The 25,157-nt window shown below is 59.0% G+C and carries 20 protein-coding genes; 10 read left to right on the forward strand and 10 right to left on the reverse strand.

Annotated features, from left to right (window positions below; all coding sequences use genetic code 11):
- Positions 1-70: 70 nt before the first annotated feature.
- The 7 genes from DESLA_RS20765 to DESLA_RS0114785 form a co-directional block, all read right to left on the reverse strand.
- Positions 71-2,086 carry a TRAP transporter permease gene (locus DESLA_RS20765; RefSeq protein ID WP_051434727.1) on the reverse strand — a complete coding sequence of 672 codons (2,016 nt, stop codon included), beginning with the start codon at positions 2,084-2,086 and terminating at the stop codon, positions 71-73.
- Positions 2,087-2,187: 101 nt separating this feature from the next.
- Positions 2,188-3,180, reverse strand: coding sequence for a TAXI family TRAP transporter solute-binding subunit (locus DESLA_RS0114760; protein WP_245590073.1), 993 nt, complete (start codon positions 3,178-3,180; stop codon positions 2,188-2,190).
- A gap of 396 nt (positions 3,181-3,576) precedes the next feature.
- Entirely contained in the window at positions 3,577-4,482 is a 906-nt protein-coding gene (locus DESLA_RS0114765; protein ID WP_028573056.1) for a M23 family metallopeptidase, read from the reverse strand.
- Positions 4,483-4,576: 94 nt separating this feature from the next.
- Positions 4,577-5,344 (reverse strand): tRNA lysidine(34) synthetase, encoded by a 768-nt coding sequence (locus DESLA_RS0114770; protein WP_028573057.1) that lies wholly within the window; start codon positions 5,342-5,344, stop codon positions 4,577-4,579.
- A gap of 213 nt (positions 5,345-5,557) precedes the next feature.
- Positions 5,558-6,643, reverse strand: a complete 1,086-nt coding sequence (locus DESLA_RS0114775; protein ID WP_028573058.1) for an ADP-ribosylglycohydrolase family protein — start codon at positions 6,641-6,643, stop codon at positions 5,558-5,560.
- Positions 6,644-6,740: 97 nt separating this feature from the next.
- Entirely contained in the window at positions 6,741-7,397 is a 657-nt protein-coding gene (locus DESLA_RS0114780) for a TetR/AcrR family transcriptional regulator (RefSeq protein WP_211239063.1), read from the reverse strand.
- A gap of 26 nt (positions 7,398-7,423) precedes the next feature.
- Positions 7,424-8,776 carry an MATE family efflux transporter gene (locus DESLA_RS0114785; protein WP_028573060.1) on the reverse strand — a complete coding sequence of 451 codons (1,353 nt, stop codon included), beginning with the start codon at positions 8,774-8,776 and terminating at the stop codon, positions 7,424-7,426.
- 442 nt (positions 8,777-9,218) lie between these two features.
- Between DESLA_RS0114785 and DESLA_RS0114795 the strand changes: the two genes are divergently transcribed.
- The 7 genes from DESLA_RS0114795 to DESLA_RS0114830 all read left to right on the forward strand — a co-directional run bounded on the left by DESLA_RS0114795 (position 9,219) and on the right by DESLA_RS0114830 (position 15,720).
- Positions 9,219-9,974, forward strand: coding sequence for an SAM-dependent methyltransferase (locus DESLA_RS0114795; protein ID WP_028573061.1), 756 nt, complete (start codon positions 9,219-9,221; stop codon positions 9,972-9,974).
- A gap of 122 nt (positions 9,975-10,096) precedes the next feature.
- Positions 10,097-10,558 (forward strand): C-GCAxxG-C-C family protein, encoded by a 462-nt coding sequence (locus tag DESLA_RS0114800; protein ID WP_028573062.1) that lies wholly within the window; start codon positions 10,097-10,099, stop codon positions 10,556-10,558.
- Positions 10,559-10,913: 355 nt separating this feature from the next.
- The gene (locus tag DESLA_RS21930) at positions 10,914-11,399 is read left to right on the forward strand and encodes a TRAP transporter small permease subunit (protein WP_051434728.1); all 486 of its coding nucleotides are present in this window, start codon (positions 10,914-10,916) and stop codon (positions 11,397-11,399) included.
- Between the two features lie 20 nt (positions 11,400-11,419).
- Positions 11,420-12,733, forward strand: coding sequence for a TRAP transporter large permease (locus DESLA_RS0114810; RefSeq protein ID WP_028573063.1), 1,314 nt, complete (start codon positions 11,420-11,422; stop codon positions 12,731-12,733).
- A 178-nt stretch (positions 12,734-12,911) separates the two neighbouring features.
- The gene (gene dctP / locus DESLA_RS0114815; protein ID WP_028573064.1) at positions 12,912-13,958 is read left to right on the forward strand and encodes a TRAP transporter substrate-binding protein DctP; all 1,047 of its coding nucleotides are present in this window, start codon (positions 12,912-12,914) and stop codon (positions 13,956-13,958) included.
- A gap of 191 nt (positions 13,959-14,149) precedes the next feature.
- On the forward strand, positions 14,150-14,806 hold the full coding sequence (locus DESLA_RS20775) for a VOC family protein (RefSeq protein WP_035261904.1): 657 nt from the start codon (positions 14,150-14,152) through the stop codon (positions 14,804-14,806).
- A 131-nt stretch (positions 14,807-14,937) separates the two neighbouring features.
- Complete coding sequence (locus DESLA_RS0114830) at positions 14,938-15,720, forward strand: dienelactone hydrolase family protein (RefSeq protein ID WP_028573065.1); 783 nt, start codon at positions 14,938-14,940, stop codon at positions 15,718-15,720.
- A 519-nt stretch (positions 15,721-16,239) separates the two neighbouring features.
- Here DESLA_RS0114830 and DESLA_RS21935 read toward each other — a convergent pair.
- The 3 genes from DESLA_RS21935 to DESLA_RS21940 form a co-directional block, all read right to left on the reverse strand.
- Positions 16,240-18,327 (reverse strand): putative bifunctional diguanylate cyclase/phosphodiesterase, encoded by a 2,088-nt coding sequence (locus tag DESLA_RS21935; RefSeq protein ID WP_051434729.1) that lies wholly within the window; start codon positions 18,325-18,327, stop codon positions 16,240-16,242.
- Positions 18,328-18,485: 158 nt separating this feature from the next.
- Positions 18,486-19,688: a response regulator gene (locus DESLA_RS0114840; protein WP_028573066.1), complete on the reverse strand. Its 1,203-nt coding sequence runs from the start codon at positions 19,686-19,688 to the stop codon at positions 18,486-18,488.
- Positions 19,685-23,359: a PAS domain S-box protein gene (locus DESLA_RS21940; RefSeq protein WP_051434730.1), complete on the reverse strand. Its 3,675-nt coding sequence runs from the start codon at positions 23,357-23,359 to the stop codon at positions 19,685-19,687. The genes DESLA_RS0114840 and DESLA_RS21940 overlap by 4 nt, the downstream gene beginning before the upstream one ends.
- Positions 23,360-23,655: 296 nt before the next feature.
- Here DESLA_RS21940 and DESLA_RS0114850 point away from each other — a divergent pair, with 296 nt between their 5' ends.
- From DESLA_RS0114850 to DESLA_RS0114860, 3 genes are all read left to right on the forward strand, one after another.
- Positions 23,656-23,952, forward strand: a complete 297-nt coding sequence (locus DESLA_RS0114850) for a hypothetical protein (RefSeq protein WP_156932985.1) — start codon at positions 23,656-23,658, stop codon at positions 23,950-23,952.
- Between the two features lie 94 nt (positions 23,953-24,046).
- A complete protein-coding gene (locus tag DESLA_RS0114855) occupies positions 24,047-24,448 on the forward strand; it encodes a hypothetical protein (protein ID WP_051434731.1) in 402 nt (133 codons plus the stop codon).
- A gap of 118 nt (positions 24,449-24,566) precedes the next feature.
- Positions 24,567-24,815: a DUF6868 family protein gene (locus tag DESLA_RS0114860; protein WP_028573069.1), complete on the forward strand. Its 249-nt coding sequence runs from the start codon at positions 24,567-24,569 to the stop codon at positions 24,813-24,815.
- The last annotated feature ends 342 nt before the right edge of the window (positions 24,816-25,157 follow it).

Here is a 25,157-nt window from a genome sequence, read left to right on the forward strand (position 1 = left end):
CGCAAAACGGCCCTGGAAGAAATTACCTTCCAGGGCCGTTTGACGTTGCGGAGATAGACGGTGTGCGTCCTCAGGCATTTCCAACCTGTCCGGGGGTGGGGAAGGGGCACGTTGCCTTCATGCTTTCTTCCTTCTTGTTCTTTCGATGCTGCCAGAGCCCCAGGAGCACGACGATGCCGATGCCCAGGGCGTCGCTGAGCAGGTTGGGCTGGAAGCAGAGGAAGGTGGCACCGCCGAAGACGATCCATTCCAGGATAGTCGTACGGCGGATCAGGTAGAACATGGACCAGGCCGAGAAGGCCACCGTGCCCACGGCCGCTGCGAAGTAGACCGAGGCGATTTCGGTCCATCCGGAGTCGCCCACCACTGCTTCATCCCAGCCGATGAACAGGGTCATGGCCGGTTCGTAGGCAAAAAGAAAGGGCATGACGTAGAGCAGCTTGGAGAACTTAAATGCCGTCCAGCCCGTCTTCCAGGGGTCGGACCCGGCTATGGCCGCGCCGGCATAGGCGGCCACGCAGACCGGTGGGGTGATGTTGGAGTTCTGGCTGAACCAGTAGACGATCATGTGCCCAGCGATCAGGCCCACGCCCATTTCGTGCAGGGCGGGCACGGCCAGCACGGCCACGATCAGGTACGAGGCCGTGACCGGGACGCCCATGCCCAGGACCAGCGAGGCCAGGGCGATGAGCACCAGGGCCGGGAACAGATGGCCGCCGGACAGGGAGATGATGATGTCCGAGAACTTCAAACCGATCCCGCTCAAGGCGATGGTGCCCACGATGATCCCGATCACGCCCACGGTGGCCCCAATGACCAGGGTGCTCTGCGCACCGGCGACCAAGGCCTCCCAAATCTGTTTCGGCCCCATCCGGAATTCCGGGTCGAACCAGCTGATGACAATACAGGACAGCGTGGCCCAGAACGCGGCGTTGCCCGGGGAGTAACCGTAAAGCATCATGGCCACGATGACCACCAGAGGCAGACATTTATACCAGTGCTTCTTGAAGATGGCCGAAGCCGAGGGCATGTCGTCCAGGTTCAGCCCCTTGATGTTCAGCTTCTTGGCCTCGAAGTGGATCATGGTGAACACGGATAAAAAGTACAGGATGGCCGGAAAGATGGAGATGAGCATGATCTGCACGTAGGGCGTGTTGGTCAGCTCGGCCATGATGAAGCCGCCTGCGCCCATGATCGGCGGCATGAACATCCCGCCGATGGATGCCGCCGGTTCGATGGCCCCGGCCACATGGGGCCGGAATCCGGCCCGTTTCATCAGAGGGATGGTAAAGGCCCCGGTGGTCACGGTGTTGGCGATGGCCGATCCGGAGACCGAGCCGAAAAAGGCCGAGGCAATGACGCAGACCTTGGCCGGCCCGCCCACGGCCCGACCGGCCAGGGCTAGGGGCCAGTCGATAAAAAAGCGTCCCACCCCGGATTTTTGCAGAAACGCTCCGAAAAAGATGAACAGGATCACGTAGGTGACCAGGACGCTGGCCATGACCCCGAACACCCCGTCCTGGGTCAGGTAGAGGTAGGGGGCCAGACGGTCGATGTCGAAGCCCCGGTGGGCGATGGCTGACGGGAAATAGGGGCCGAAGTAGCCGTAAACCAGGAACAGCAAGCCGCCCATGGTGATGGACCAGCCCAGGACGCGGCGGCAGACCTCCAGGGAGATGATGATCCCCACCACGGAAACCCAGATGTCCAACTGGGTTTCCATCCCGGTGCGATAGTTCAGGTTCTCGAACTCGAAGATCCAGTAGCCCACCACCCCGGCGGAGACCAGGGCCAGCAGAATGTCCACCACCGTGGGCCGGGTCTGGTTGGATCGCCTCCAGAACGGAAAGGACAGAAAGATCATGATGTACGTCAGAAAAACGTACAGGCCGCGGTGATACTGGTCACCCACCGGACGCACCCCGGCGGCGTAAAAATAGAACACGACCATGCACAGCCCCATGATGGAGACCAGCCATTTCCAGAAACCGGTCAGCTTGCGGCCGGTCTTGGCGTCCTTGGATTGTATCCGTTTCAGTTCTTCCTTGCGGGCGGCGGACATTTCCTGGAGCTGAGGGTCGGTCATTCGTGGGTCTCCGGGCTTGGGGTGGGGGGGCAAAGAGGACGCAATAATCCCCGGAACGCCTCAAGGCGTCCGGGGATTGTCGCTGTAAGATTACGCGAGGGCTAGGGCTTGTGTTCGTCGGGGATGGTCAGGCCCTGCTCGGTCCAGAACTTGTAGGCTCCTGGATGCAAGGCAACGGAGGCACCGGTCAGGCCGCCTTGAATGGACATTTCCCGGGCCGCGGCATGGGCCGTGACCATGTGCTGCAAGCCTTCCGGAGAGTAAATAATCTTTAGGGACTCGTAGACGATGTCGTCGCTGACGCCGGCGTTGGTCATCCAGAAGGTGGAATCCTGAAAGGTCACAACGGGCTCGCCTTGGCCCCGGTAGGTGTCCGCTGGAATCTCGACTCTGGCGTAGAAGGGGAAGGCGTCGTAAAATCCGCTTGCCTCGGCGTCATGATGCAGATTCACGAGGGCGATGCTGTCCTGGGTCGCGGCCTCGATGATGGAGGCGTTGGGGTAGCCCACGAGGACCCAGAAGGCGTCGATCTTGCCGTCCCGGAACGCGGAGGCTGCCGGGGAATAGCCCAGGAACTGCGGGCTGATGTCGTCCCAGAGTCCCATGTGGCGGAAAAAGCGCTCCGCGGCCAGGGCCGCGCCGGAACCGGCGTTGCCCACGGCGACGCGTTTGCCGGCCAGATCCTTGGCCGAGGTGATCCCGGCGTCCGCGCGTACGACCAACTGGGCCGGAGCGCCGTATAGGTAGCCCATGGTTCGCACGTTGGTGTATTGCCGGTCGTCGTTGGTCAGCTTGCCGAGGCGGCCCAGATAGGCGTCTCCGGAGTAGACGATGCCGAAGTCCACCTGACCGGCATGCAGGCGGCGCAGATTTTCACCGGAGCCGCCGGAGCCCTCGGAGGAAATTTCCACGTTGGGCAAGGCCCTGGAGAGATAAATGGCGATGCCGTTGGCGAAATAGTTGAACGTGCCTCCGGTGGGGCCGCCGCCAAAGGCCAGAAAGGTGCTGCGCTGGGCCGAGGCGGGGGAGGTTCCGATGCACAGGGCCAACAGCGCCAGTCCCGTCAGGACGATCTTCAGTTTCGACTTCATCATGCTCTCCTTGGCTGGAAGGTTTGCTTTGGAGGGGGTCCCTCCGGATTGCCATTGAAGAGTCTTGCATGGAGAACCGATCTTTCGTCAAGGCTCCCCCATGAATGGAGGATATCGATCGGTAAACGATCGTCGCGTCCGGTTGAAAAACCAGCAGCTCACGTGAAATTATGAACAAGGAGGAAAAAAGAGGTAATGAAGGAGATAAGCGTGCCCGTGGTCCGGGAAGTGCCGCCTGGAATCGTATCGTGAGGAAGCCCGGAATTCTGAAGAAGGCTTTGACTGCGAACGCTGCCGCAAGTGGCTGAGCACGGCGGGATGATATTTTGGCTTACTTGAGGACTTCAGGAAAGAATGTGGTGAACGGGACGGACTGGATCAAGCCCAGAAGAAAGAAGGTCAGTTCAGAATATAGCGCATAGGATCCACGGGAATGCCGTTGAGGCGGACCTCGTAGTGCAGATGGGGGCCGGTGGTGCGGCCGGTGTTGCCCATATGGCCGATGAGTTCGCCTCGGCTGACTTTCTGGCCGGCCTTTACCGCGAATTGCTGCAAATGAGCATACAGGGTGACGATCCCGGAACCGTGGTCAATGGCCACCGTCAGACCGTAGGCCCCGTCGCGTTCCGCGGAGAGCACCCGTCCATCGGCCGAGGAGTAGATCGGGGTTCCTATGGGGCCGGCGATATCCAGCCCTCTGTGCAGCTCCCGGCGATCCGTGAACGGGGAGCGGCGATAACCGAACTCGGAGGTGACCCAGCCCTCGGTGGGCCAGATGGAGGGAGTGGACGCGAAAAAGCTTTGGTTGTCCCGCAATGTGGCCAGCAATTCCTCTTGGCGGAGTTCTTCGAGTTTGGCCTCGGCCTGGAGTTGCTCCAGGAAGCCGTGCATCTTTCTGACCAACAGTTCTTGTCGGTGGGCCGTCAGATACTGGTCCGAAAAGTCCATCCGTTCGACCCCGCCCAAGGGGGTCGTGGTCGGGACATGGCCGGGATCAAGGTTGGCCATCACCCGAACCTTGGCGTTGAAGTCCGCCACATGGAGTATCTGGTCCTCCAGATTTTTGATCTTTTCGGTCAGGGCCATGAATTGGCGGTGCTGGTTTTCCAGGTCGCGTTGGGCCTGTTCCAGCCTGGCTTGGGCCGAGTCGGCATGCAGGGTCGTGTTGTAGAAGTAGATGTTCAGGGCCAATGAAGACAAAAAAATACCGGCCACCAGAAGACAGACCCAGATGCGAAGCGTAAAGGTCTTGCAGGTGCCGGCTTTATCCTTGAAAACGAGGACTTGGTATTTTTTGCGAATCATTGTGCTCTCGAAATGCTTTGAGGTGCATTGGATGCTGAAGGGGTGGGGATACTGATGAACATCGCTGAGACGAGCAGGTCAGCCTCACGATTCGTCATTGCAGATGAGCACCTAATTGACTTCGATGCAGTACGTCAAGCTGCCAGCGCTTCAGAGCTCCATAAACGCTGCCGTGCATGGCCGAATCCTGGGACAAGATGGTCCGCAGCCAGGCCTCGGTCCTGGCCCGCTCGCTGTTGGTGGCCGAGGGGCAGGGGTTGCTCCACACGTGCAGCTTCCATTGGGCCGCGGCGCGGCGGATCATGGGCTTTTCCAGCAGGAGCAGGGGCCGAATCAAGACCAATTCGCCACCGAAATACTCCTCCTTGGGTGACAGCCCTTCCACTCGTCCGTTGCGAAACAGATTCATGAAGAATGTCTGCACCAGATCGTCGGCGTTGTGGCCCAGGGCCAGGTGGGTCAGGCCATAGTGCTTGCACAGCTCGAAAAGGCGCTTGCGTCGGTGCCAGGCGCACAAAAAGCAGGGCGAGTTTTTCCGGTTTTCAGGGCCGTGGGCCATGGGACCGTAGTCGGTGATCTCGGCGTGCAGGGCCACGCCATGCGCTGCTGTCCACGGCGCCAGCGGAGCATGGCTGGTCGCGTCGAACCCGGGATTGAGATGAATGGCCATCACTTCGAAGGGAAACGGAACGATGCGTTGGCGCAGCAAGAGCACTTGCAGCAAAATCCAACTGTCCACCCCCCCGGATACAGCCACCCCGACCCGGGCTCCGGGCCAGATCATGCCCGTGCGCTGCATCAACAGGCCGGTGGGACCGAGGCATTTTTTCTGGGCAAAAGTCAGCTTTCCGAGGCGGCTCATTCAAAGAATCCTTCGGGAAAAGGATGAAAGGATGGGGTCAAGTCTGCTCTTGGCTTTTGTAGTTCGAACGGATGGTAAAAACATTACGGGTTGAATATTCCGGAGCATGAAGTGCCGCCGGTCGGTGCCGTATGTCACATCCCGCCAGGATAAGGCAATCCCGGTGCGTCGAGGAAATCCGGCGTGCATGGCTGCCGGCGCGGATCGCCCGGCTCAGTGCTGCCCGACCATGGAGGCGAGACTTTCCGACAAGCGGCGTAGTTCGTCGCTTTCCTCGAGACCGTCCAGGAAGCGTCGGGGGATGCCGGTGAGGCCTGTTTGGGCGCCGACGAGCGCGCCGGTCAGGATGGAGCGGGCCTGGTTCTGGCCTCCGCCGTTGAGCGCGTGCAGCACCGCGGACTCGAAGTCGTCGTGGAACCTGGCGGCAAGGTAGTATGCCGCCGGGAGCATGTGGTAGATGGCGCAGGGCATGCCGTAGACCAGGGAGACCTTCCAGGCCGGTTCGATGCGGATATCCGGGTCCACCGCCGCGGCGGCCATGTAGGAAGGGGAGAGCAAGGCATCCGGCGAGGCGAAGAGACCGGCGCGGGGCGGTTCGGGTTGGCCCGGTGCCGGGGGCTGGAGATTGTCGGTGGTCACGGCGTGAAAGGGCAGTTCTCCGGACTTGACCAGGTCCATGAGCCTGGAGGACAGGTTCGCGTCCAGGGTGTGGCCCCGGACCAGCAGGCCGAGCACGGCGCCGAAGGCCACGGTCATGGACACCACCAGTGCGTTGGCCTGGGTCAGGACGGTGTTGTCGGCCACGGCCACGGCCAACTCCCGGGGTTGGAACGCGTAGCGGACGGCGATGGCCAGGGTGCGCTCGATGGCCTCCGTGGTGTCGGCCTCGCCCCCGGTCCGGTCCCAGGACAGGCCCAGCTTCACCCGGCGTCGCCAGGCCTCGCGGATCGACTGGCTGGTGTATCCCCCCGGGCCGCTGACTGGCGCGCCGTCCAGCAGCGGAAAGAGATCCTCTTCCAGGCGGCGGCAAAAATTCTTTTTGTCGTACCCCCCGCATTCAACAAGGGAACGAAGCGTCAGCTTCAGGATGAAGCCCGCCTGGGAAAGCTGCCCCGCCTTGAGTCCCTCGTGGTATCGGCCCGGTTTGGGGTCGGTATAGTCGCTGATCCATTCTCCGTAGTCGCGCCGCAGCTCGGCAAGATCGTAGTACCAGTGCGGCCCGAGTCCCAGGGCGTCCCCGATGAAGGCCCCCATGAGGGCCCCGGCCGCGCGATCCCGAATATTCGTGTTCGTCGACATGTTCCGATCCTCCATGCTCTTGTCAGGCGATTAGCGGTTGTCGCGTTTTCCTCTTGCGACTCAAGAACAGACGTACCCCTCGTACGACCGCGGCGATCTATCCATCTTGTTTGTATGTCATTTTGACAAGACTGGACAGCAAAGCAGAATGCTCCTCCTGATAACCAGCCCCCATTAAAATCTCAAGCCATATCCCATCGGCCGCGTATCTCAGAACTTGCAGCATTTGGTCTGAATCCGTGTCGTGATGCACTCTTTGTTTTTCTTTCATCCACTCGTTATACATGGACTTTAAATGTGGCTCGGATAAGGCGTAGATGGCAAAAGATACCCACTGTTCTTTCCGCCCTGAAGCAACGTCTTGCCGGATTGAATTGATATAAGCCCTGGTAAATTGTCCATATTCTACAGGATCTTCAGCCATCAATCTGTCAAGTTCAGTATCCAGCTGATCTACAAAATACCTTGATACGGCCTCGCCAAGTTGATTCTTGTTCTTGAAATGATGGAGGAATCCTCCCTTGGTGACACCGGCGGCGTCGGCAACGGCCTGGATTGTGACGGCATGAGAGCCTTGTTCGGTGATGATGCGCGCGGCACATTCAATAAGCCTGTTTCGGACTTTTTCAGGTTGTTTTTTCCGTTTATGAGCTGTCGGCATAAGAGATCCCCACATTTTATTTAGCATGATCAGTTGGAATCCAAAGCAGTAATTTGCCATGTGTGGTGAAAACTGTCTCAAACTGCTTTCCATGGTTAATCAAGTTGCCAGGCATACGTCTATATGTGTGAAAATAATTTTTTATGTGTCCTCTGAATCAGTATGAGCGCAACTCCCAGTGTCAGCAACTCCGCCAGCGGGATTGCCGTCCATACGCCGGTAACGCCCATGAATATCGGCAATACGGTGACGCCGATCAGCACGAATACCAAACCTCGCGCCGCGGAAACGATGATTGAACTCTTCGCTTCGCCCAGTGCGGTAAAGTAGGCGATGATCAGCACGTTGATTCCGTTGATCAGAAATACGAAAGCGAAGAGGCGCAGGCCGTCAACCGCGATCTGGAACGCCTGGCTTTCGCTGCCGTCGAAGAACAACAAGATCGCATGCTCCCCGAACACCTGCAGCACGATGAACACCATGACCCCGATGCTCATGTTGATTGCCGCGGCAAAGCGAAATAGCCGCTTGACCCGCTGGTGGTTGCCGGCGCCGAAATTGTAGCTCAGCACCGGAATCAGCCCGTCCGAAATACCAAGGAACAGCAATATACTCGTGAAGTTGATGTAGTTGATGGCAGTGAACGCGGCCACGCCGTCGGCCCCCAGGAGGCGAACCACGGTGAGGTTGATGATCAGGATGCTGACCGCGGCCGCCATTTCCGAAACGCCCTCGGATGAGCCGTTGTAAGCGGCACGTCGCAGAAGCGCCATCTGAAAACGACCCTTCAACATCGACAACCGCTGTTTGGGATTGAACGTGATACATCCGGAAATCAGCAACCCGATGGTGAAAGCGACACCGGTGGCCATGCTCGCCCCGGTATTGCCCCAGCCCAGCCCGATCACGAAGCAAAAGGTAAGCAACACATTGATCACCACGCTGAGCGACATGATGAGCATCGAAAACCTGGGATGCCCTAATGCCTTCAGCATGGCGTCGGAATAAAAGCATAGGGTCAGAGGCAAGATGAACGGCACCAGTCCTTTAAGGTAGGCCAGAGAGAACGGCAGCAGCCGCTCGTCGGCGCCTATCAGTTTGGTCAGGGGCTCAGCGAACAGCAGCAGCAACACCGTGCCAATCAGGCTGATCCCCGCCAAAGCCCGGAAGCCGGTGGACATCGCGTCCTGGGCTTTGTCCGGATTCCCGCGTCCGAGCTCCATGCTGACCAGAGTCTGGCTTCCGATGCCGACGATCAGCGCCAGCACCATGATGAAGCTGTACAGCGGCATCATGATATTGATCCCCCCCAAAGCGTCCGGCCCCAGATGGTTCCCCACCACGATGCCGTCTACCAGAGTCTGCACGCCAAAAAACACCATCGTGACGACGCTTGGCAGCGAGTACTTCAGAAAGACCCTGCCGACAGGGGCTCGTTCTAATAAATGCTTGTCATCCAAATTGCTTTTCATGAATATTCTGTGGATTGTTGGAAGATTACCGCTGGTTGCGTTGCTGTCCGGCGCTCAGTAGAAGTGGCAAGCGTAGAAACATACCGACCGGACGGTTTCTTTGTCAACAGGAGGGTCGAGTTGTCTGCTTCAGCGGGGATGGTGCCGCCGGGCGCGGTCAGCCGAACCATGACGCGGAGCGGAAGGGCAACTCCGGAGCCGTTCGAACAGAGCGCGGCGGGCCGCGAAGATCCCGCGATTGCGATCCGCACCAAGCTGGAGTAGTCGCCTTTGCGGGTGTTTTTAGCAGAGCCGGGATGCCGGGCGGAGATTTTGATCGCATTCCGAAAGGTCAGGGGATTAGCCTGGGGTATCAGGATGATACACAGGTTTTCTTGAATTACTTGTTCAAGACCCTGACCGAACTGATCGAATCTACTTTCCCCTCAAGGAAGATTTCACAATGGACATCCCACGAATATTCACCATCACTGAAAGCGCTCACCGCATCCATAACCCGTTCACACCCGATAAGTTCGCCACTCTCGGCACGGCGTTGCGTCTGGCACCCGGGGCGCGAGTGCTCGATCTCGGCAGCGGTTCCGGGGAGATGCTTTGCACCTGGGCACGCGATCACGGCATCTTCGGCACTGGAATCGACATGAGCCGGTTGTTCACCGAGCAGGCGAAACTTCGTGCCGAAGAACTCGGCGTGGCCCGTCAAGTCACGTTCATTCATGGCGATGCAGCGGGTTACGTCTCCGACGAGAAGGTCGACGTGGCCGCCTGCGTCGGCGCTACCTGGATCGCCGGAGGAGTCGCCGGGACTATCGAGCTTCTGGAGCGGAGCCTGCGCACCGGGGGGATCATCCTCATCGGCGAGCCCTACTGGCGACAATTGCCGCCGACGGAAGACATTGCCAAGGGATGTCTTGCTGGCTCCATCTCCGACTTCCTCGTGCTTCCTGAACTCATCTCGTCTTTCGGTGTTGGCGGCCACCTCGGCTACGACGTTGTTGAGATGGTTCTGGCTGACCAGGACGGCTGGGATAGATACGAAGCGGCCAAATGGCTCACCATGCGCCGATGGCTTGAAGCCCATCCCGACGACGAGTCAGCCGAAGAGGTTCGAGCCAAACTGACCACGGAACCCGAGCGCTACACCGCTTACACGCGGGAATACCTGGGCTGGGGTGTTTTCGCGCTGATGCCGCGGTGATTATTGGTGTCTTGGTCGCGGTATCCAACTCTCACTCGACACAAAAGGCAAAGCAAATGCCTGATCGCCATCTCGGGGGTCAGCGCCGCGACTCGCCATCTTACAACCGCCCAGGAGGTGTCGTGGAATCTCAGTTCGTCTTGAACGTTCGCAGTGCCGCCGAGGATTCGTTCGCCTCCGGGCTGTATTGCGCGGAAAGCGTCGTGCTCGCACTTGCAGAGGCAATGGGCGTCGAGTCCGAGCTTCTTCCCAAGGCAGCTACCGCCTTTTGCAGTGGCATGGGCAGAATGTGCGGCACGTGCGGTGCGCTTTCCGGCGCGATCATGGGCATCGGCATCGCACTTGGGCGTACTGAATCCAGCGAGTCCGTCCAACCGGCATACGCTGGAACTCAGCGCCTCATTCGAGAATTCGAGCAAGAGTTTGGCGCCCGCGACTGCCATGTCCTGCTGGGCTGCGACCTCAACACACCGGAAGGTCAGACTGCGTTCAAGGAAAGGAAGCTGGGTATGCAGTGCGCCGAATTCACGGGAAAGGCCGCCGAAATTGCCGCCCGCATCGTCGAAGAAATGGCTAATCCGTAAGGATTGTGACGACCTGCAGGATCGCTTCAATCCATTCCTGTCGTGACGACGACTTGCCTGTATTGCGGAGACATTAGGAATCCGGACCTCCGGCACGATCAGCGCCATCCTTGACCCTTTCCTTGCTTCGACTCCAGTCCAGGCTGAAGGGGAAAGGGCGCTTTGGATCAGGTTGGATTCGCTGAGGAAAGAAATACTTGCGAGCTAAGAGCAGACTTGACCCCTTCCGACCCCTTCCTGTGGGGCAAAGCCTTGACCCAGTATTTCTGAACATGTCAAAGTGGATCAAAAGGGTTTTCACATTCCTCGTCAACCACGGTGACGCAACGCGCATCCCTACCCAGGAGGTCCGTTCATGCTGCGCATGGGTCGATTGGTTTCCCTGCTCCTTCTGCCTCTTGTCGGAATCATCGTCTACAGTGCGCTCCGGTCGTATTTTTTCAGAGATCCGCCCATCTGGACCTTCGAAATGTCCCTTTTCCTCTTCGGCTGCTTCTTCATGCTCGGGGCGGCATACTGCCATGCGGAGAAAAAGCATGTGGCCGTGGACGTCCTCAGCCACTATCTCCCGCCGAAATGGCGCAGAATCCAGGGGATATTCTCTGAAGGGGTCGTGCTTTTCGTGGCCCTCGTGCTTTTATACATCAGCATACCCAATGCTTGGCGTTCGACAATGATGCTGGAGCGCTCCACCCACCAGACACCCTTCAACCCTCAAATCTGGTGGTTCCGATGGGTCATCCCCATTTCCTGCGCCCTGATTTCCTGGCAGGCCTTCAAGGATATGCTCGCGCTGATCCTGAACAAGGCGGACCGCCGTCAGCCCGATTGCCCCCTGTGACGTCGAAGAGGTAACCGAGCATGGCACGTGAACTGTACCCCCTGTTGATGTTTCTCTCCCTCGTCCCCTTACTGGCTTCGGGGGTGCCCATCTCCTTCTCCCTGGCGGCCATCGCCATCGTCTTCTCCTACTTTCTCTGGGGTCCGGGGGCACTGAACATCCTGGTTTCGGCGACCTGGGGCACCATGAACAACTTCGTCATCATCGCCGTGCCCTTGTTCATTTTCATGGCGTATGTCCTCCAGAAGACGAACATCGTGGAAGATCTCTACGACACCTTTTATAAATGGTCCGGAGGGGTGTGCGGAGGTCTGGCCATCGCGACGATCCTGGTGGGAACGGTACTCGGGGCGGTTTCCGGCGTGGTGGCCGCCGGCGTCATCGGCCTTGGGCTGATCGGACTCCCGCAGATGCTCAAGCACAAATATAACCGCCGAGTGGCCCTGGGGTCCGTTCTGGGCGGCGGGACCCTGGGGCAGCTCATTCCGCCCAGCACGAACATGGTTCTCTACGGCGCGGTGACCGGCGTCTCCATCGGCGGACTGTTCGCCGGCGGCATTTCCGCCGGGCTTCTCCTGGCCTCGCTATATATCGCCTACATTCTGGTCCGAGGATTCATCGACCCTGCGTTCACGCCGTCCCTGCCGCCTGAGGAGCGGGCCACATGGAAGGAAAAGATCGTTTCCTCGAAAAACGTCTTCCTCCCCCTGCTGCTGATCATCATTGTTCTCGGCGCCATTCTGAACGGCATGGCCAGTCCCACGGAAGCGGCCGCTTTCGGAGCGGCCGGCGCACTGCTTATCGGCCTGCTCAACAGGCGCCTGACCTGGGGCATCGTCGCTTCCTCCTGCCGGGAGACCTTGAGCGTCACCGCCATGGTCGGATGGATGATGATCGGCGCCAGCGCCTTTGGTTCCGTCTTCGCCGGCCTCGGCGGCAATGCCATGGTGGCCAACCTCGCCATGAACATGCCCGGCGGGGAGAACATGGTTTTTCTCGTGTCCGCTGTCTTTGTCTTTTTCCTGGGAATGTTTCTCGAACCAGGCGCCGTCATCTTCCTCGCCGTTCCGATCATCGCCCCCATTCTCGCCAATCTGGGCTTCGACCCGCTTTGGGTCGGTCTGGCCTTCAACGTGCTCCTGCAAAGCGCCTACCTTTCCCCGCCGTTCGGGTTCAGCCTGTTCTACCTGAAAGGATGCACGCCCGTTGATACCGACATCGTCGAAATCTACAAGGCCAGCATTCCCTTTTTGGTCTTGCAGGCCGTCTGCATTCTTCTGATTTTTCTTTTTCCGGAAATCGTCATGTGGCTGCCCAGGTACCTGTTCGGCTAGCAGGATGACCACGAGCACGGCCCCAGCGGGGAGATATCGACACATCACCGAAAGGAGGGTTTCAAGAAACGACAGGATGGAAACAGCATGCAACTGGAGGCCCAGAGGCTGAGTGACATTCCGGCTTGATCAGCCGGGGCACATCATCAATTCGCGTGACAAAGAAGGGAGTGTACCCATGAAAAAGTATTTTGCGATTTTTCTGACGGTCGTTTTTCTGGTAATCTGGTCCCATGCGGCCTTCGCGCAACAGGTGAGGTGGAGGCTGGTGACCCATGCCATGCCTGGAACGGAGCAGCAGCGCATTGCCGAGGTCTTCAGCGAGACGGTGAAGACCCTGTCGAATGGTGAGTTCACCATTGACACATACCCTGCGGGTGTCTTGTTTCCCGTCTTTGAAACCTTCGACAACCTGGCCAACGGCGTGGTGAACGCGGCCATGGTCTACAGCGCCTATTGGACCGGCAAGGACCCGCTCTTCAACTTCACGACCCAGCCGGGCTCCCCTTTGAGCACCTATGCCGAGGGCGCCTACCTGGTGGAAAAACTCGAGCCATGGTTTGAAAAGCTCTATGCCAAGCACAGGATCACCTACCTGGGGCACGCCATGGTCAGCCCGATCTACGAGCAACTCATGTCCGTGGTGCCCATCGACTCCATCGACAAGCTGCAGGGGCTGCGCATCCGGGCCTCGGGCATTGGCGGCCAATATTACAGGGCTCTCGGCGCAACCCCGGTTTCACTGTCCGCTCCCGAGATTTACACGGCCCTGCAGACCCGAAGCATCGAAGCCGCGGAATGGACGTTCTGGGACGAGAACATGCGCATGGGATTCCACGAAGTGGTCTCCTACGTGAAAGATCCCGCCTTCCAGAACGGGACCTGTGAATACTTTCCGCTGGTCGTCAACCCGGCCAGTTGGAACGCCCTTTCTCCGGAACATCAAGAGGTCGTCCTGGCAGCCCGGGACCGCATCCGCTATCTCTCGGCCATGGTCTACAACCATGAGATCATCTCCCGCGAGAAATGGAAAGCCCTGCCCAACATCACCGTGGTCCGATGGACTCCTGAAGAGGAAGCCCAGGCCCGTAGCGTGGGACACAAACTGGTCTACGAAGAAGCCCAGAAAAGTGCCGAGGGGAAGGAGTTTTTGGAAATCTACCGTAACGTCCTCTGGGAACTGGGATACAAGGACGAGGCGAAGGAACTGGGCTACCAGGAATAACACCGGCGCATGATCCGTCTCAAGGACCGGACCGAAGGGTCGTCCTGGGGGACGACCCTTTCCGGGGACTTCCAAACCCGAACGGGAGCGCTCAAAATTCTCGAAAAACGCCCGTTTTTCGTCGCGGCTCCGGGGTTTTGCCGGTTTTTCTCGGTTTTTCTTTGAACACGTGCCAACCTGGAGATCTCGGCATGTTTCGCTGTGGCATCGATCACATCGCGGTGACGGCCCCGTCTCTGGAGAGCGGGGCCAGGTATGTTCTGGAAACGCTCGGCGTGGAGCCGCGAGCGGGCGGTGAGCACCCGCGGATGGGCACGCACAACCTGCTGCTGCGCCTCGGCGAGGCCCTCTACCTGGAGGTCATCGCCCCTGATCCGCGCGCTCCCAAACCTAAACGTCCGCGCTGGTTCGGTCTGGACGACCTTCGGCCCGACGCATCGCCGAAGCTTTCGACCTGGGTAGCCCGCACCACGGATATTCGCGCGACGACCGTCGCCTGCACCGAGGATCTCGGGACCATCGAACCCATGAGTCGCGGTCGGCTTCAGTGGCTGATCACCATACCGACCACCGGTCGGACTCCCCTCGACGGCGTCGCCCCGGCGCTCATCGAGTGGCCCGTCAGCGTCCATCCCGCGACCAGCCTGACCGACTTCGGTCTTTCCCTGGTTGAACTGAGGCTGATCCACCCCGACCCGGCCCGAATCAACCGGCTGCTGGAGTCCATGAACTTCGAAGGCCCGCTGACGGTCTCCACGCCCTCGGACGATGAAACCGCGCACCTGCTCGCCGTCGTGGACACGCCGCAAGGACGCCGTCTACTGTCCACTCCAGGCCCAAGACTCTGAAAGAGTTCGACAACCCCGTTTTGTTTTTCACCAGCCCGTCGGACGTCGACCGGCCGGAGATTCCTTTCATATTCCACCTTTGCCTATAAAATCTCCGCTCAACCCGCAACTCCAAGGAGGGCATCGTCGCCATGAAGTCGCTCGCTTGCACGCCGTTGCTGTTTTTGGCTCTGACGCTTTCGGCATGGGCCGAACCAATCACCAAGACCGTGCCCTATGCCATCGGCGATACGCAATTCGAGGGAACGATAGTCTACCAAGGCGACTCGTCCCAAAACAAGCCAGGGGTTCTGATGGTTCCCAACTGGATGGGCCCCACCGCGCAATCCGTGGAAAAGGCGGCTCGTGTTGCCGGTGATGGGTACGTCGTGTTCATGATCGACATGTACGGCAAGGAGATCAGGCCGACGAACCGCGCCGAAGCCGCGGCGGCCGCCGGCTCGCTTCGGGCGGACAGACGGCTGATGCGCGAACGGGTCAATGCCGCGCTGGAGGTGTTCAAGGAACAAGCCGGCGACGTTCCGCTGGATCCTTCCCGGATCGCGGCCATCGGTTTCTGCTTCGGAGGAGGGGTCGTGCTGGAACTGGCCCGCGGCGGCACGGAACTGCCCGGCGTGGTATCTTTTCACGGCAACCTGGACACGCCGGACCCGGCCGACGCGAGACGGATCAAGGCCAAAATTCTGGTGCTCCACGGCGCGAACGATCCGGCTGTGCCGGACGAACAAGTTCAGACCTTTATCCTGGAAATGCGTGACGCCGGGGTGGATTGGCAACTCATCCACTATGGCGGAGCCGTGCACTCCTTCACGGACCCGCACGCGGACACTCCCGGCAGGAACGAATACCACCCGCTGGTTGCCCAACGGGCTTTCATCGCCATGGAGGCGTTTTTCAGGGAAATATTCGAATAGCCCCGGGGGTCTGGTGGGGGTTGGGGGCAAGTCTGCTCTTGGCTTTGACCCGGTGCATGCGTCACCTTGGGGGCGTCTACACGCAACGCTTCAACCGGCGGCACGGGCATGACGGGCCGCTTTTCCGCGGCCGGTACAAAGCGGTTCTGATCGAGGAAGAGGAATATCTACTCGGTCTGGTTCGCTATGTTCATTACAATCCCCTGAAAGCCGGTGTTGTTGAGGATAACCGAAGACGACCTTCTCGCCTCCAGGCGAGGAACAACCAATGAACCCCGAAGCGTCGCAATCCAGCTCTTCAGATCGCTTCGGGGCGATACGCTTGCCTGCATCGCGCAGACTTTTGGAATACGGGCCTACAGCACGGTCAGCAGTATTCTGCTTCGGCTCCATCCAGGGTGAAGGGGGAAAGGGCGCTTCGGATCAGGTTGGATTCGCTGAGGAAAAAAATACTTGCGAGCCAAGAGCAGACTTGACCCCCTCCCCACGAACAACCCGTGCGATGGACAGCCGACGGTTTCAATTCCCGATTTCCAGCGTATGGGCGTAGTCTCTGCGTTGGGCCGCTTCCTCCGGGGGCAAGGGCTTGTCGAAGAGGTAGCCCTGGCCGTATTCGCAGCCCAGTTCACGCAGCAGGAGCAGTTGAGCGCGGGTTTCCACGCCTTCGGCCACGACGTTCATGCCCAGGCTGCGGGCCAGGTCGATGATGGTCCTGACGATGGCCCTTTTTTCCGCGTCATTTTCCATGCCCATGACAAAGGACTTGTCCACCTTCAGGCTGTCCGCCGGGATGCGCTGCAAGTAGCGCAGGGACGAGTAGCCCGTGCCGAAGTCGTCGATTTGCAGCTTCACGCCCAACGCCTTGAGCTGGGCCAAAACGTCCATGGAAAGCTGCACGTCGTGCATCAGTCCGCTCTCCGTGATCTCCAGTTTGATCAGGCCCGGATCGAGGCCGAGATTCGTGATGGTCACGTCCAGGCGCCTGGCCAGGTCGGCCTCGTGCAGTTGCTGCACCGAAACGTTGAAGCTCATGAACGGCGGGGCTTCTGGGCGGGCGTCGTTCCATTCGCGAGCCTGCCGGCACGCTTTCTCCGTGACCTGCCGACCCAGGCGGGTTATCAGCCCGCTCTCTTCGGCCAGGGGGATGAAGGTGTTCGGCATGACCAGCCCGCGTTCGGGATGCTGCCAGCGGGCCAGGGCCTCGTAACCGGCCAGGACCAGCGTGTCTAGACGCACGATGGGTTGGAAGGCCAGAAAAAAGCAGTCACGGGCCAGGGAGCGATGCATGTCCCCGACCAGCACGAACCGTTCCGAGGCCTTGTCGTGCATGGATTTGTCGAAGAGACGAAAGCTGCCCTTGCCTTTGTATTTTGCCGCATACATGGCCGTGTCCGCTTCGCGCAGCAGGTCCAGCCCGGCGGTTTCCGCGCCCCGGCCCAGGGCGATGCCGATGGAAGCCGAGATATGCACTTCGTAGTCGCCGTGGCGGAAGGGTTCGGCCAGGGCCTCCTGAACGGCGCGGGCCCCGTCGCCGGCTTGCTCGGCGTCGTCGACACGGAGCAGCAGAGCGAATTCATCCCCGCCCAGGCGGGCCGCCATGGCGGCAGGGAGCTCGAGCGCGTTCAGTCGCTGGGCAAAGGCTTGCAAAAGCCAATCGCCGAAGGCGTGGCCCATGGAGTCGTTGACGATCTTGAAGTCGTCAAGATCGATGAAGAGCAGGGCCACGTATGTCTGCCGCGTTCCGGATTGATGCAGGGCCTCGTCCAGGCCGTCCAGCAGCAGCGCGCGATTGCCGAGTCCGGTGAGCACGTCGTGATAGGCTTGGTATTCGAGGCGCTCGCGCTGTTTTTTGCTCTCGGTGATGTCTCTGAGCACGGACAGCAGGCGAATGGCTCCCGTTCCCGGATCCGCGGCCACATCGCTGGTCTGGGCGATCCAGCGAATCCGGTCGTTGGAAAGACGGATGCGGTATTCCGTGCTGGCGCAGGCAAGCATTTTGAGGCAGGACGCGTTGAGTTCGCGGACTCTTGTTTCGTCGTCCGGATGCAGGCGGCTGTAAAGGAGGTCCAGGTCCTCCAAATCGGCGTCCGGGGGCAGTTCCAGCAAGGTGCGCGCATTCCGGGACCAGCGGACCCTGGTCCGGCCTTCGGAGGATTTGAGCACTTCGAAACTGCAGACGTCCCCGGCCTGCTGGGAAAGCGAAAGCAGCCGCTCGGACTGGGCGCGTTCCCGCAGGGCCTTTTGAATCACGGAAGCTAGTTCGTCCGTGGCGACCGGCTTGAGCAGAAAGCGGTAGATGCGGCCGTCGTTGATGGCCTGCATGGCCGCCTCCAGGTCCGCGTGTCCGGTGAGCATGATGCGGATGATTTCCGGGTGGCGGTTTTTCACTTCGGTCAGAAGCGTGCTGCCGCTCATGCCGGGCATTCGCTCGTCGCTGACGACGACATCGATGTGTTCCCGGGCAAGAGTCCGCAGGGCCTGTTCTCCGGATTCCGCGGTGAGGGTGGTCAGGGGCTCGTCCATCAGGGCGCGTTGCAGAGACCGCAGCACGTGCACTTCGTCGTCCACGAAAAGGACCACCGGGTTGCCGTTGCTTTCCTGATTCATATGATGTTTCCTTGTTCCGTTGTCAGAATCGCAATCGAAATCGGTATCGCAATAGTTTCATGATCTATTTGTTTTTTCGATTTCGATTTCGATTTCGAGCCCGAGCGTGCACGGGCTATTCGTCTTAAATTGAACGTAAATTAATACTATTCCCGCCGTCACTTCCCAGTAATCAGATTGCGGCAGGCCTCGCGCCAGACTTCGTAGCGTCCGGTCAGGCCGTGGTGTTCAAGGTAGGCCGTGTCCACCGGATGCGTTGCATAGCCTGGATTGATGATCCGCAGCTCATGCTCCAGAGCGTTGGCGGCGTGCACCGCCGTGGTCAGCGGGCGGGCTTCACGGGCCGACAGGTTGAGTTGGCAGAGCATGCCATGGACGATGTGCTCGTCAAAACCCCAAAGACCGAGGAGATAGGCGCCGATTTGCACATGGCTGACGGAAATGACTTCCCGTTCGGCATCGATGATAGTGATGTTGCGGGTATTGGCCAGGTCGATGATGGCGTGGAACTCGTCTTCAAAGGCGCAGGCCAGGACCAGTTTGCCGACGTCGTGGAACAAACCGCCGAGATAGGCTTGATCCGCGGTTTTCTGGTCCGCGCCTTCCAGTCGGGCGATGGTCTCGGCGAACCGGGCCGTATTCCGGCTGTGCGTCCAAAGGTCCTCCAGGGCGAAGCCGGGATGACGTCGAGGATTGAACGGGGAGATGAAATGCCCGGAAACGATCAATGCCTTGATGATTTCGATGCCCAGCAGGGACACGGCGCGCGCCGGGTTGTCGATGTGCTGCGGCAGTCCGAAAAAAGCAGTGTTCACCAGTTTTAGAATCGATGCGGAAAGACCCAGGTCTCGGGATACCAGGCCCGCGACCTCGTCGATGGCGTCTTTTTGTCCCGAAGTGGTGGCGCGCATCAGTTCATCGTAGGTCGAGGGCAGGACCGGCAGGGAAAACAGCCTGGCGACGACCTCGCGGATTGCGGGATTGGGCAGAATCTCCTGGAGCGCGAGGACGCGTTCCAAAGCGCTCTGGATGACCTCTCGCGAGCTGGGCTTGCTCAGAAACTGATGCGCGGTCATTGCGGATTTCAAGATCTGGGTATTGTCCGAATAGCCTGAGAGGATCAGGCGTACGGTCCCGGGAGAGCGCGAACGTACGCGTTCGAGCAACTCGGTGCCGTTCATCAAAGGCATCTGCAGGTCGGAGACGATAACGTCGAAAGGTTCCCGGTCCATCATGGCCAGGGCCTCTTCGCCGGACTCCGCGAAGTGCATTTGCCACGTGTCCTCCAACTCGAGAAGCATGCGTCGCAATCCCCGCAGCACGGATGGATTATCATCGACAAAGAGGATGCGGTCGTTCATGCGCTTCCATTTCCTTTGGTTCGTGGCGGGTCGACGGGGAAACGAAGGATGAAGGTCGTGCCTTTGTCCATTTCCGTCTCAAAATCAATCGTGCCGCCGTGCTTGTCCATGATGGCGTGGGTGATGACCAATCCCTGGCCGGTACCCTTGCCCACCTCCTTGGTCGTGAAAAAGGGGTCGAAAATCCTGTTTCGGTGCTCCGGCGGAATGCCCGTGCCCGTGTCGCTGATGCGGATTTCCACGAAGTCGCCGGACCGGGCCGTGGAAATGGAGATGATCCCCTTGCCTCCGCGCGCTTTCACCGCGGCCGAATTGGCGTGGGCCGCGTTGACCAGGACGTTCAGAACGGCCTGGTTGAATTCTCCGGGTACGCAATGAATCAGCGGCAAATCACCGGCCAGATCGGTGCGCACCTCGGAGTCGTACTTCCACTCGTTACGGGCCACGGCGACGGTGTTCTTGATGGCCTCGTTGATCTCCAGGGGGGTCATTTCCCCGATGTCGGGGTGGGAGAACTTCTTGATGGCTTGAACAATGGTGGTCACCCGCCGCACGCCGTCCAGCGAATCGTCGATGGCCTGGGGGATTTCCCGCAGCAGGAAGTCCAGCTTGGCCGTCTTCAACGCGGCGGCCACGTCCAGCACGAGACTGCCGGTGTCTCTGTCTTCGCCGGCGGCCCTGTACAGTGCATTGTACTTTTCCAGCAAGACGCGCAGCTTTTCGAAGGAGGTCTGGAAGAAGTCGATGTTCGTGGACACGTACTGGATGGGCGTATTGATCTCGTGCGCGATGCCCGCGGCAAGCTGGCCGATGGATTCGAGCTTCTGGGCCAGTGCGAGCTGGCGTTCCAAAGCCTTGCGTTCGGAGATGTCGAAAATGATGATCGCCATGTACTCCTGACCGCCCTTGAGAACACGCAGGCGGTTCAAAGAGATGGGCAACAAGGTCTTGTCCGGCAAGGTCAAGGTCGCCTCCTTGCCGAGGAAGGTGTGGTCGATATGTAAACAATCCCCGCATGCATCATGGTTGCAGATGGAAAAGCTCAAGATGTCCTGGCAGAGGCGGTCGATCAGGTTTTCCCTGTCCTGGCCCAGCAGCGCGGCGGCCTGCTCGTTGGTCTCCACCACCCTCATGGTGCGTGGGTTGATGATGAAAAACGCCGCCTTGATGCCGCTGAGGATGGCGTCGAGCATGGCCTCGTGCTCGATGCGCTCCCTTTCGGCCTGCTTGCGTTCGGTGATGTTCCTGGCCGTGGTCAGGACCGCCTTGCGGCCTTCGTATTCGATCAGCTTGGCGTTGATTTCCGTGGGCACCAGGCCGCCGCTTTTGCGCTGCTGCACGGTCTCGAAAAAGGTGAAGCCTCTGTTCTCCAGAATTTCGGAGATGCGCTCGTGAATGGATTTTTCACCGGACGGGTTTCCCGGCGCCAGATCGTCGGGAGTCATGGTCAGGAGTTGCTCACGGGTGTATTCCAAGCGTTGGCAGGCCACACTGTTGACGTCGAGAAAACGACCCTCCAGGTCGTGGACGAAGATGGCGTCCGAGGAGTTGTCGAACAGCGTCCGGAAGCGACGCTCCGAGGTCTTGATCCGTTCGGCGTCCTCGTGCTCGCGGGTCACGTCGAGAAGGATCAGCACGTGTCCGCCGGCCTGGGGGCCTGCGTTCAGCTGGCGTCCGGTGACGCGGAAGACGCGGGGGGGAGGGCCGTCATGGATCAGTTGCAGATGGTGCTCCTCGTGTTCGTGCAAGTCGGTCAGCAACGTCTCGATACCGATGCCGTTCAGGTGGTGCAGCGTCTCGCCTTCATGGACCCCGACAAGGTGCGCGAGCATCGCGCGACCTACGGGATTGGCCAGGACCACGGTATTGTTTTGATCCAGGAGCACCACGCCGGCAGGCATGGTATGCACGAGTTGCTCCAGTTCCTTCCGGCTCTCCTTCACCAGGGCGCGCAGTCTCCCCACGGAGGAGGAAGCTTGCTCGGTCACCTTGTGCAGCAGTTCCAGCTGGTTGACGCTGAAGGCGTCGGGGGAAGCGGCGCCCACGTAGAGCATGCCGGCAATTTCGCCGTTGGTTTCAAAAAGCGGCACCATGACGGCGGTCTCGATACGTTGGATGTCCCCCCCTTGTCCGGATGTCCGGCAGGCCAGGGTGGTGTGCTCGGAAAAGGATTCCACTGAGTTGTTTCCGGTAAGTCGGCTGTTTTCCATGCGCATCGTGTCGAGAATGTTCTGCTGCAGCTCCGGACTCAGCGGGCGGTTGAAGTAGTTATAGAGCACTCCCTCGTTTTTTTTCATGAACAGCCCGGCGGCCACATCGAACTCCAGAACGCCGCCCAGATTTTCGATCATCAGCTTGACCAAGTCTTCGTAGTCCAGGGTGTAGCCCAGCTTGCGCGAGAGTTCGTGCAGCACCTCCAGTTCAAAGGCGCGCTGCTTCAACTGCTCCTCGGCCTGGATCTTCTCCGTGATGTCGCGGATGACACTGACCAGGAACAGAGGCTCGCCCGGTTCGCGTTCAATGGGCGTGATGTAGTGCTCGGAGCTGAAAGTCTCGCCGCTCTTGCGCTTCAGGTGGTATCTGGGCAACTGAAAGTACCCTTTTTCCATGATCGCGAGACGGGCCTGTTCGCGGAACCAGGCATGGCTTTGCGCGTCCACGTGAACCAGCTCCACGCTTTCGCCGAGCAGTTCCTCACGACCGTAGCCGACCATCGTTGCGGCGGCATGATTGCAGTCAATGATTTCGAAAGTGTGGTCGGCCAGGATGAACACTCCCTCGTTCAGGCTTTCGAAGGTCTTTTGCAGCAGCCTCCTGGAGTAGCGCAGTTCTTCCTCGGCTTTCTTGCGCTCGGTGATGTCCATGAACGTGATGATGATCTCCGTGAGTTCGCCCGTGTCGGAGAAGATCGGCGAGGCAGTCACCTGCAGCCAGGTGACGTGATCCTTTTCAGGCGCACTGACGCCCAGCGTGAAATCGGACAGAGTCTCCCTGGACCGCAGCACCCTGTTCACGGGAAACTCATCCAGGGGCATCCTGGTCCCGTCCGCCCTGAGGAAGACCCAGGCCGAGTCCGCGGCCATCTTGCCTTCCATCTGTTCCCCGGTCAGGCCCAGCAGCTTGCCGGCCGTGGCATTGGAGGCGATGATGTTCGTATCTGGGGCGCACACGATCACTCCGGCCTGAATGGACTGGAGCAGGCCTCGCCAGCGTTGCTCCCGTTCCTCGAGCTCGCGGGTTTTGCGGCGCAGCTTCTGGTCGCTGCGCTCCAGGGCCCTGCGCTTGCGGTCCAGCTCGACAAAGATCCGCACCTTGCTCAACAGGATGTCCCTGTCGAACGGTTTGAACATGTAATCCACCGCGCCGACCTTGTAGCCGTCGAGGATGTCGCGCTCGGTCTTGTGAATGGCGGTGAGAAACAGGATCGGGGTCTCGCGGTTCTGCTCCATGGAGGCCATGCGCTTGGCCACGTCGAAACCGCTCATCCCATGCATCGAGATGTCCAGGATGGCCAGGGCGAACTCGGTTTCCTCCAGACGATCAATTGCCGCTTCACCGCTGTCGGCCTTGACCAGCAGGACATTTTTCAGTGGCGCAAGAATTGTTTCCAACAAAAAGAGACTGGTGGGGTCATCGTCTACAATGAGAATATTCGCCTTGTGGCTGCCCATGTCCGTACCCTTTGCTCTTTTCGATGCATTTCTCCGGGGGTGGAGACCGAGACCGTGCAATCACGCATAACCATTATTGTGCATCATGCAACTTATCCTCTATGTTTGCAATATACGTTCGCCACCGCCACATCTCGGACGAGTCGGAGTTAAGGTCGGGTCAAGTCTGCTCTTGACTTTTATAGATTTCCTCCCGTAGCTTGGTCGAATGGCAAGACCATTGCGCATTGAATATCCCGGAGCCTGGTATCACGTCATGAACCGGGGCAGGCGGCGGGAGCGGACTTTTCTCGACGGTGCGGACTTTGAAGTTCTCCGACGATCCGGTCCTGGCCGGGAGAACGTATCGTCAGTACATGGCTCAGGAAGATTCCAAAGAAATCCAGCGGATTTTTTCGCTGAAGAAACTGCCGGCCGTACTTGGGAGCAAGGAGTTTATGCAGAGCGTCAAGGCCGGATTCTTTGGAGAAAAACTGCACGAGGAAATCCCGGAGTCCCGATTCCTTGCGCCATCTCCCCAGGACATCGTGAATGCCGTTTGCAGTGAGTATGGGATAACCGAAGACGACCTTCTCGCCTCCAGTCCAGGGTGAAGGGGGAAAGGGCGCTTCGGATCAGGTTGGATTCGCTGAGGAAAATAATACTTTCGAGCCAAGAGCAGACTTGACCCCTCCGATGACCCCTCCGATGATAATGATAAAGGCAGTAATACTTTGGGTCGGCATCCTCGTTCTCGCCATAGCTAATGGGGCCTTGCGCGAGTCCGTGCTCATTCCGGGGCTCGGAACCCCGACCGCGCTCGTTCTGAGTGGGTTGCTGCTTTCCGCCCTCATCATTGGCGTGGCGTACGTATCGCTTCCTTGGCTGCAAATTCGCCGCCCTGCGCAGTTCTGGTTCGTTGGGTTTGGCTGGCTCGCATTGACGCTCGTCTTTGAATTTTCGTTCGGGATCTGGCAGGGCAAGTCGTGGACTGTGTTGCTTGAGGCCTACACATTCAAGGGTGGCAATATCTGGCCCGTCGTCCTCGCGGCAACGGCCCTTGCACCGTATATTGCCGCTAAGCTGAGAGGTTGGGCGTCGTTACGGTAGTGTCTATCAAGGTGCGCACATCGACACCTTTTTCGTTGCGATTTTGCCTCCATTATAAAGCTGCTTCTGGACAGTGTCGTGTGGATTGAGAAATGGGACTTGAAGCAAGGAGATCAAAATGGATATTGAAATTTTGACACAATTCTTTATGTGGTGCACCATCATCAACGTGGCCTTGCTGGTTCTGTCGTTTTTTGTGGTAGCATATGGATTTGGAAGTGAATTCGTATATCGAACGCACAGCAAGTGGTTCCCTATGCCGCGGGATACGTTTAACGCGGCTATTTATTTGCTTATTGGGATTTATAAGATATTTGTGTTTGTTTTTAACGTTGTTCCATGGATCGCACTTACAATCATCGGGTGACCATGTTGATCCGGGATTCGCCGTTCACGACCCCCAGCCCGGAGTTCAGGCAATACTCCAACAGGCTGTTGAAAAATCCCCGCTAGCTGCGTTGCAGCAAAAAGTTCAAACCCTCACGTGTGACTCAATACGCTTCGGCCTTGATCTTTTTTTTGCGCCTTGCCATCGGGGATTTTGAACAGCCTGCAGAATCTGGCTTTTTCAACACATTGCCACGCCCTGAGGCTAGGGACGCCGGCTGCATCTCATAACAGTCCGTTGAAAAACTCCCAATTGCTGCGTCGCTGCAAAAAGTTCAAACTCTCACGTATGAATAAATACGCTTCGACCTTGAACTTTTTT

Origin of the sequence: Desulfonatronum lacustre DSM 10312 (genome assembly GCF_000519265.1) — a bacterium.
GTDB lineage: Bacteria > Desulfobacterota > Desulfovibrionia > Desulfovibrionales > Desulfonatronaceae > Desulfonatronum > Desulfonatronum lacustre.

Coding starts and splice junctions, on each gene's coding strand:
- DESLA_RS20765 (WP_051434727.1), bottom strand. CDS start 2,086: ATGACCGACCCTCAGCTCCAGGAAATGTCCGCCGCCCGCAAGGAAGAA.
- DESLA_RS0114760 (WP_245590073.1), bottom strand. CDS start 3,180: ATGATGAAGTCGAAACTGAAGATCGTCCTGACGGGACTGGCGCTGTTG.
- DESLA_RS0114765 (WP_028573056.1), bottom strand. CDS start 4,482: ATGATTCGCAAAAAATACCAAGTCCTCGTTTTCAAGGATAAAGCCGGC.
- DESLA_RS0114770 (WP_028573057.1), bottom strand. CDS start 5,344: ATGAGCCGCCTCGGAAAGCTGACTTTTGCCCAGAAAAAATGCCTCGGT.
- DESLA_RS0114775 (WP_028573058.1), bottom strand. CDS start 6,643: ATGTCGACGAACACGAATATTCGGGATCGCGCGGCCGGGGCCCTCATG.
- DESLA_RS0114780 (WP_211239063.1), bottom strand. CDS start 7,397: ATGGAAAGCAGTTTGAGACAGTTTTCACCACACATGGCAAATTACTGC.
- DESLA_RS0114785 (WP_028573060.1), bottom strand. CDS start 8,776: ATGAAAAGCAATTTGGATGACAAGCATTTATTAGAACGAGCCCCTGTC.
- DESLA_RS0114795 (WP_028573061.1), top strand. CDS start 9,219: ATGGACATCCCACGAATATTCACCATCACTGAAAGCGCTCACCGCATC.
- DESLA_RS21930 (WP_051434728.1), top strand. CDS start 10,914: ATGCTGCGCATGGGTCGATTGGTTTCCCTGCTCCTTCTGCCTCTTGTC.
- DESLA_RS0114810 (WP_028573063.1), top strand. CDS start 11,420: ATGGCACGTGAACTGTACCCCCTGTTGATGTTTCTCTCCCTCGTCCCC.
- dctP (WP_028573064.1), top strand. CDS start 12,912: ATGAAAAAGTATTTTGCGATTTTTCTGACGGTCGTTTTTCTGGTAATC.
- DESLA_RS20775 (WP_035261904.1), top strand. CDS start 14,150: ATGTTTCGCTGTGGCATCGATCACATCGCGGTGACGGCCCCGTCTCTG.
- DESLA_RS0114830 (WP_028573065.1), top strand. CDS start 14,938: ATGAAGTCGCTCGCTTGCACGCCGTTGCTGTTTTTGGCTCTGACGCTT.
- DESLA_RS21935 (WP_051434729.1), bottom strand. CDS start 18,327: ATGAATCAGGAAAGCAACGGCAACCCGGTGGTCCTTTTCGTGGACGAC.
- DESLA_RS0114840 (WP_028573066.1), bottom strand. CDS start 19,688: ATGAACGACCGCATCCTCTTTGTCGATGATAATCCATCCGTGCTGCGG.
- DESLA_RS21940 (WP_051434730.1), bottom strand. CDS start 23,359: ATGGGCAGCCACAAGGCGAATATTCTCATTGTAGACGATGACCCCACC.
- DESLA_RS0114855 (WP_051434731.1), top strand. CDS start 24,047: ATGATAATGATAAAGGCAGTAATACTTTGGGTCGGCATCCTCGTTCTC.
- DESLA_RS0114860 (WP_028573069.1), top strand. CDS start 24,567: ATGGATATTGAAATTTTGACACAATTCTTTATGTGGTGCACCATCATC.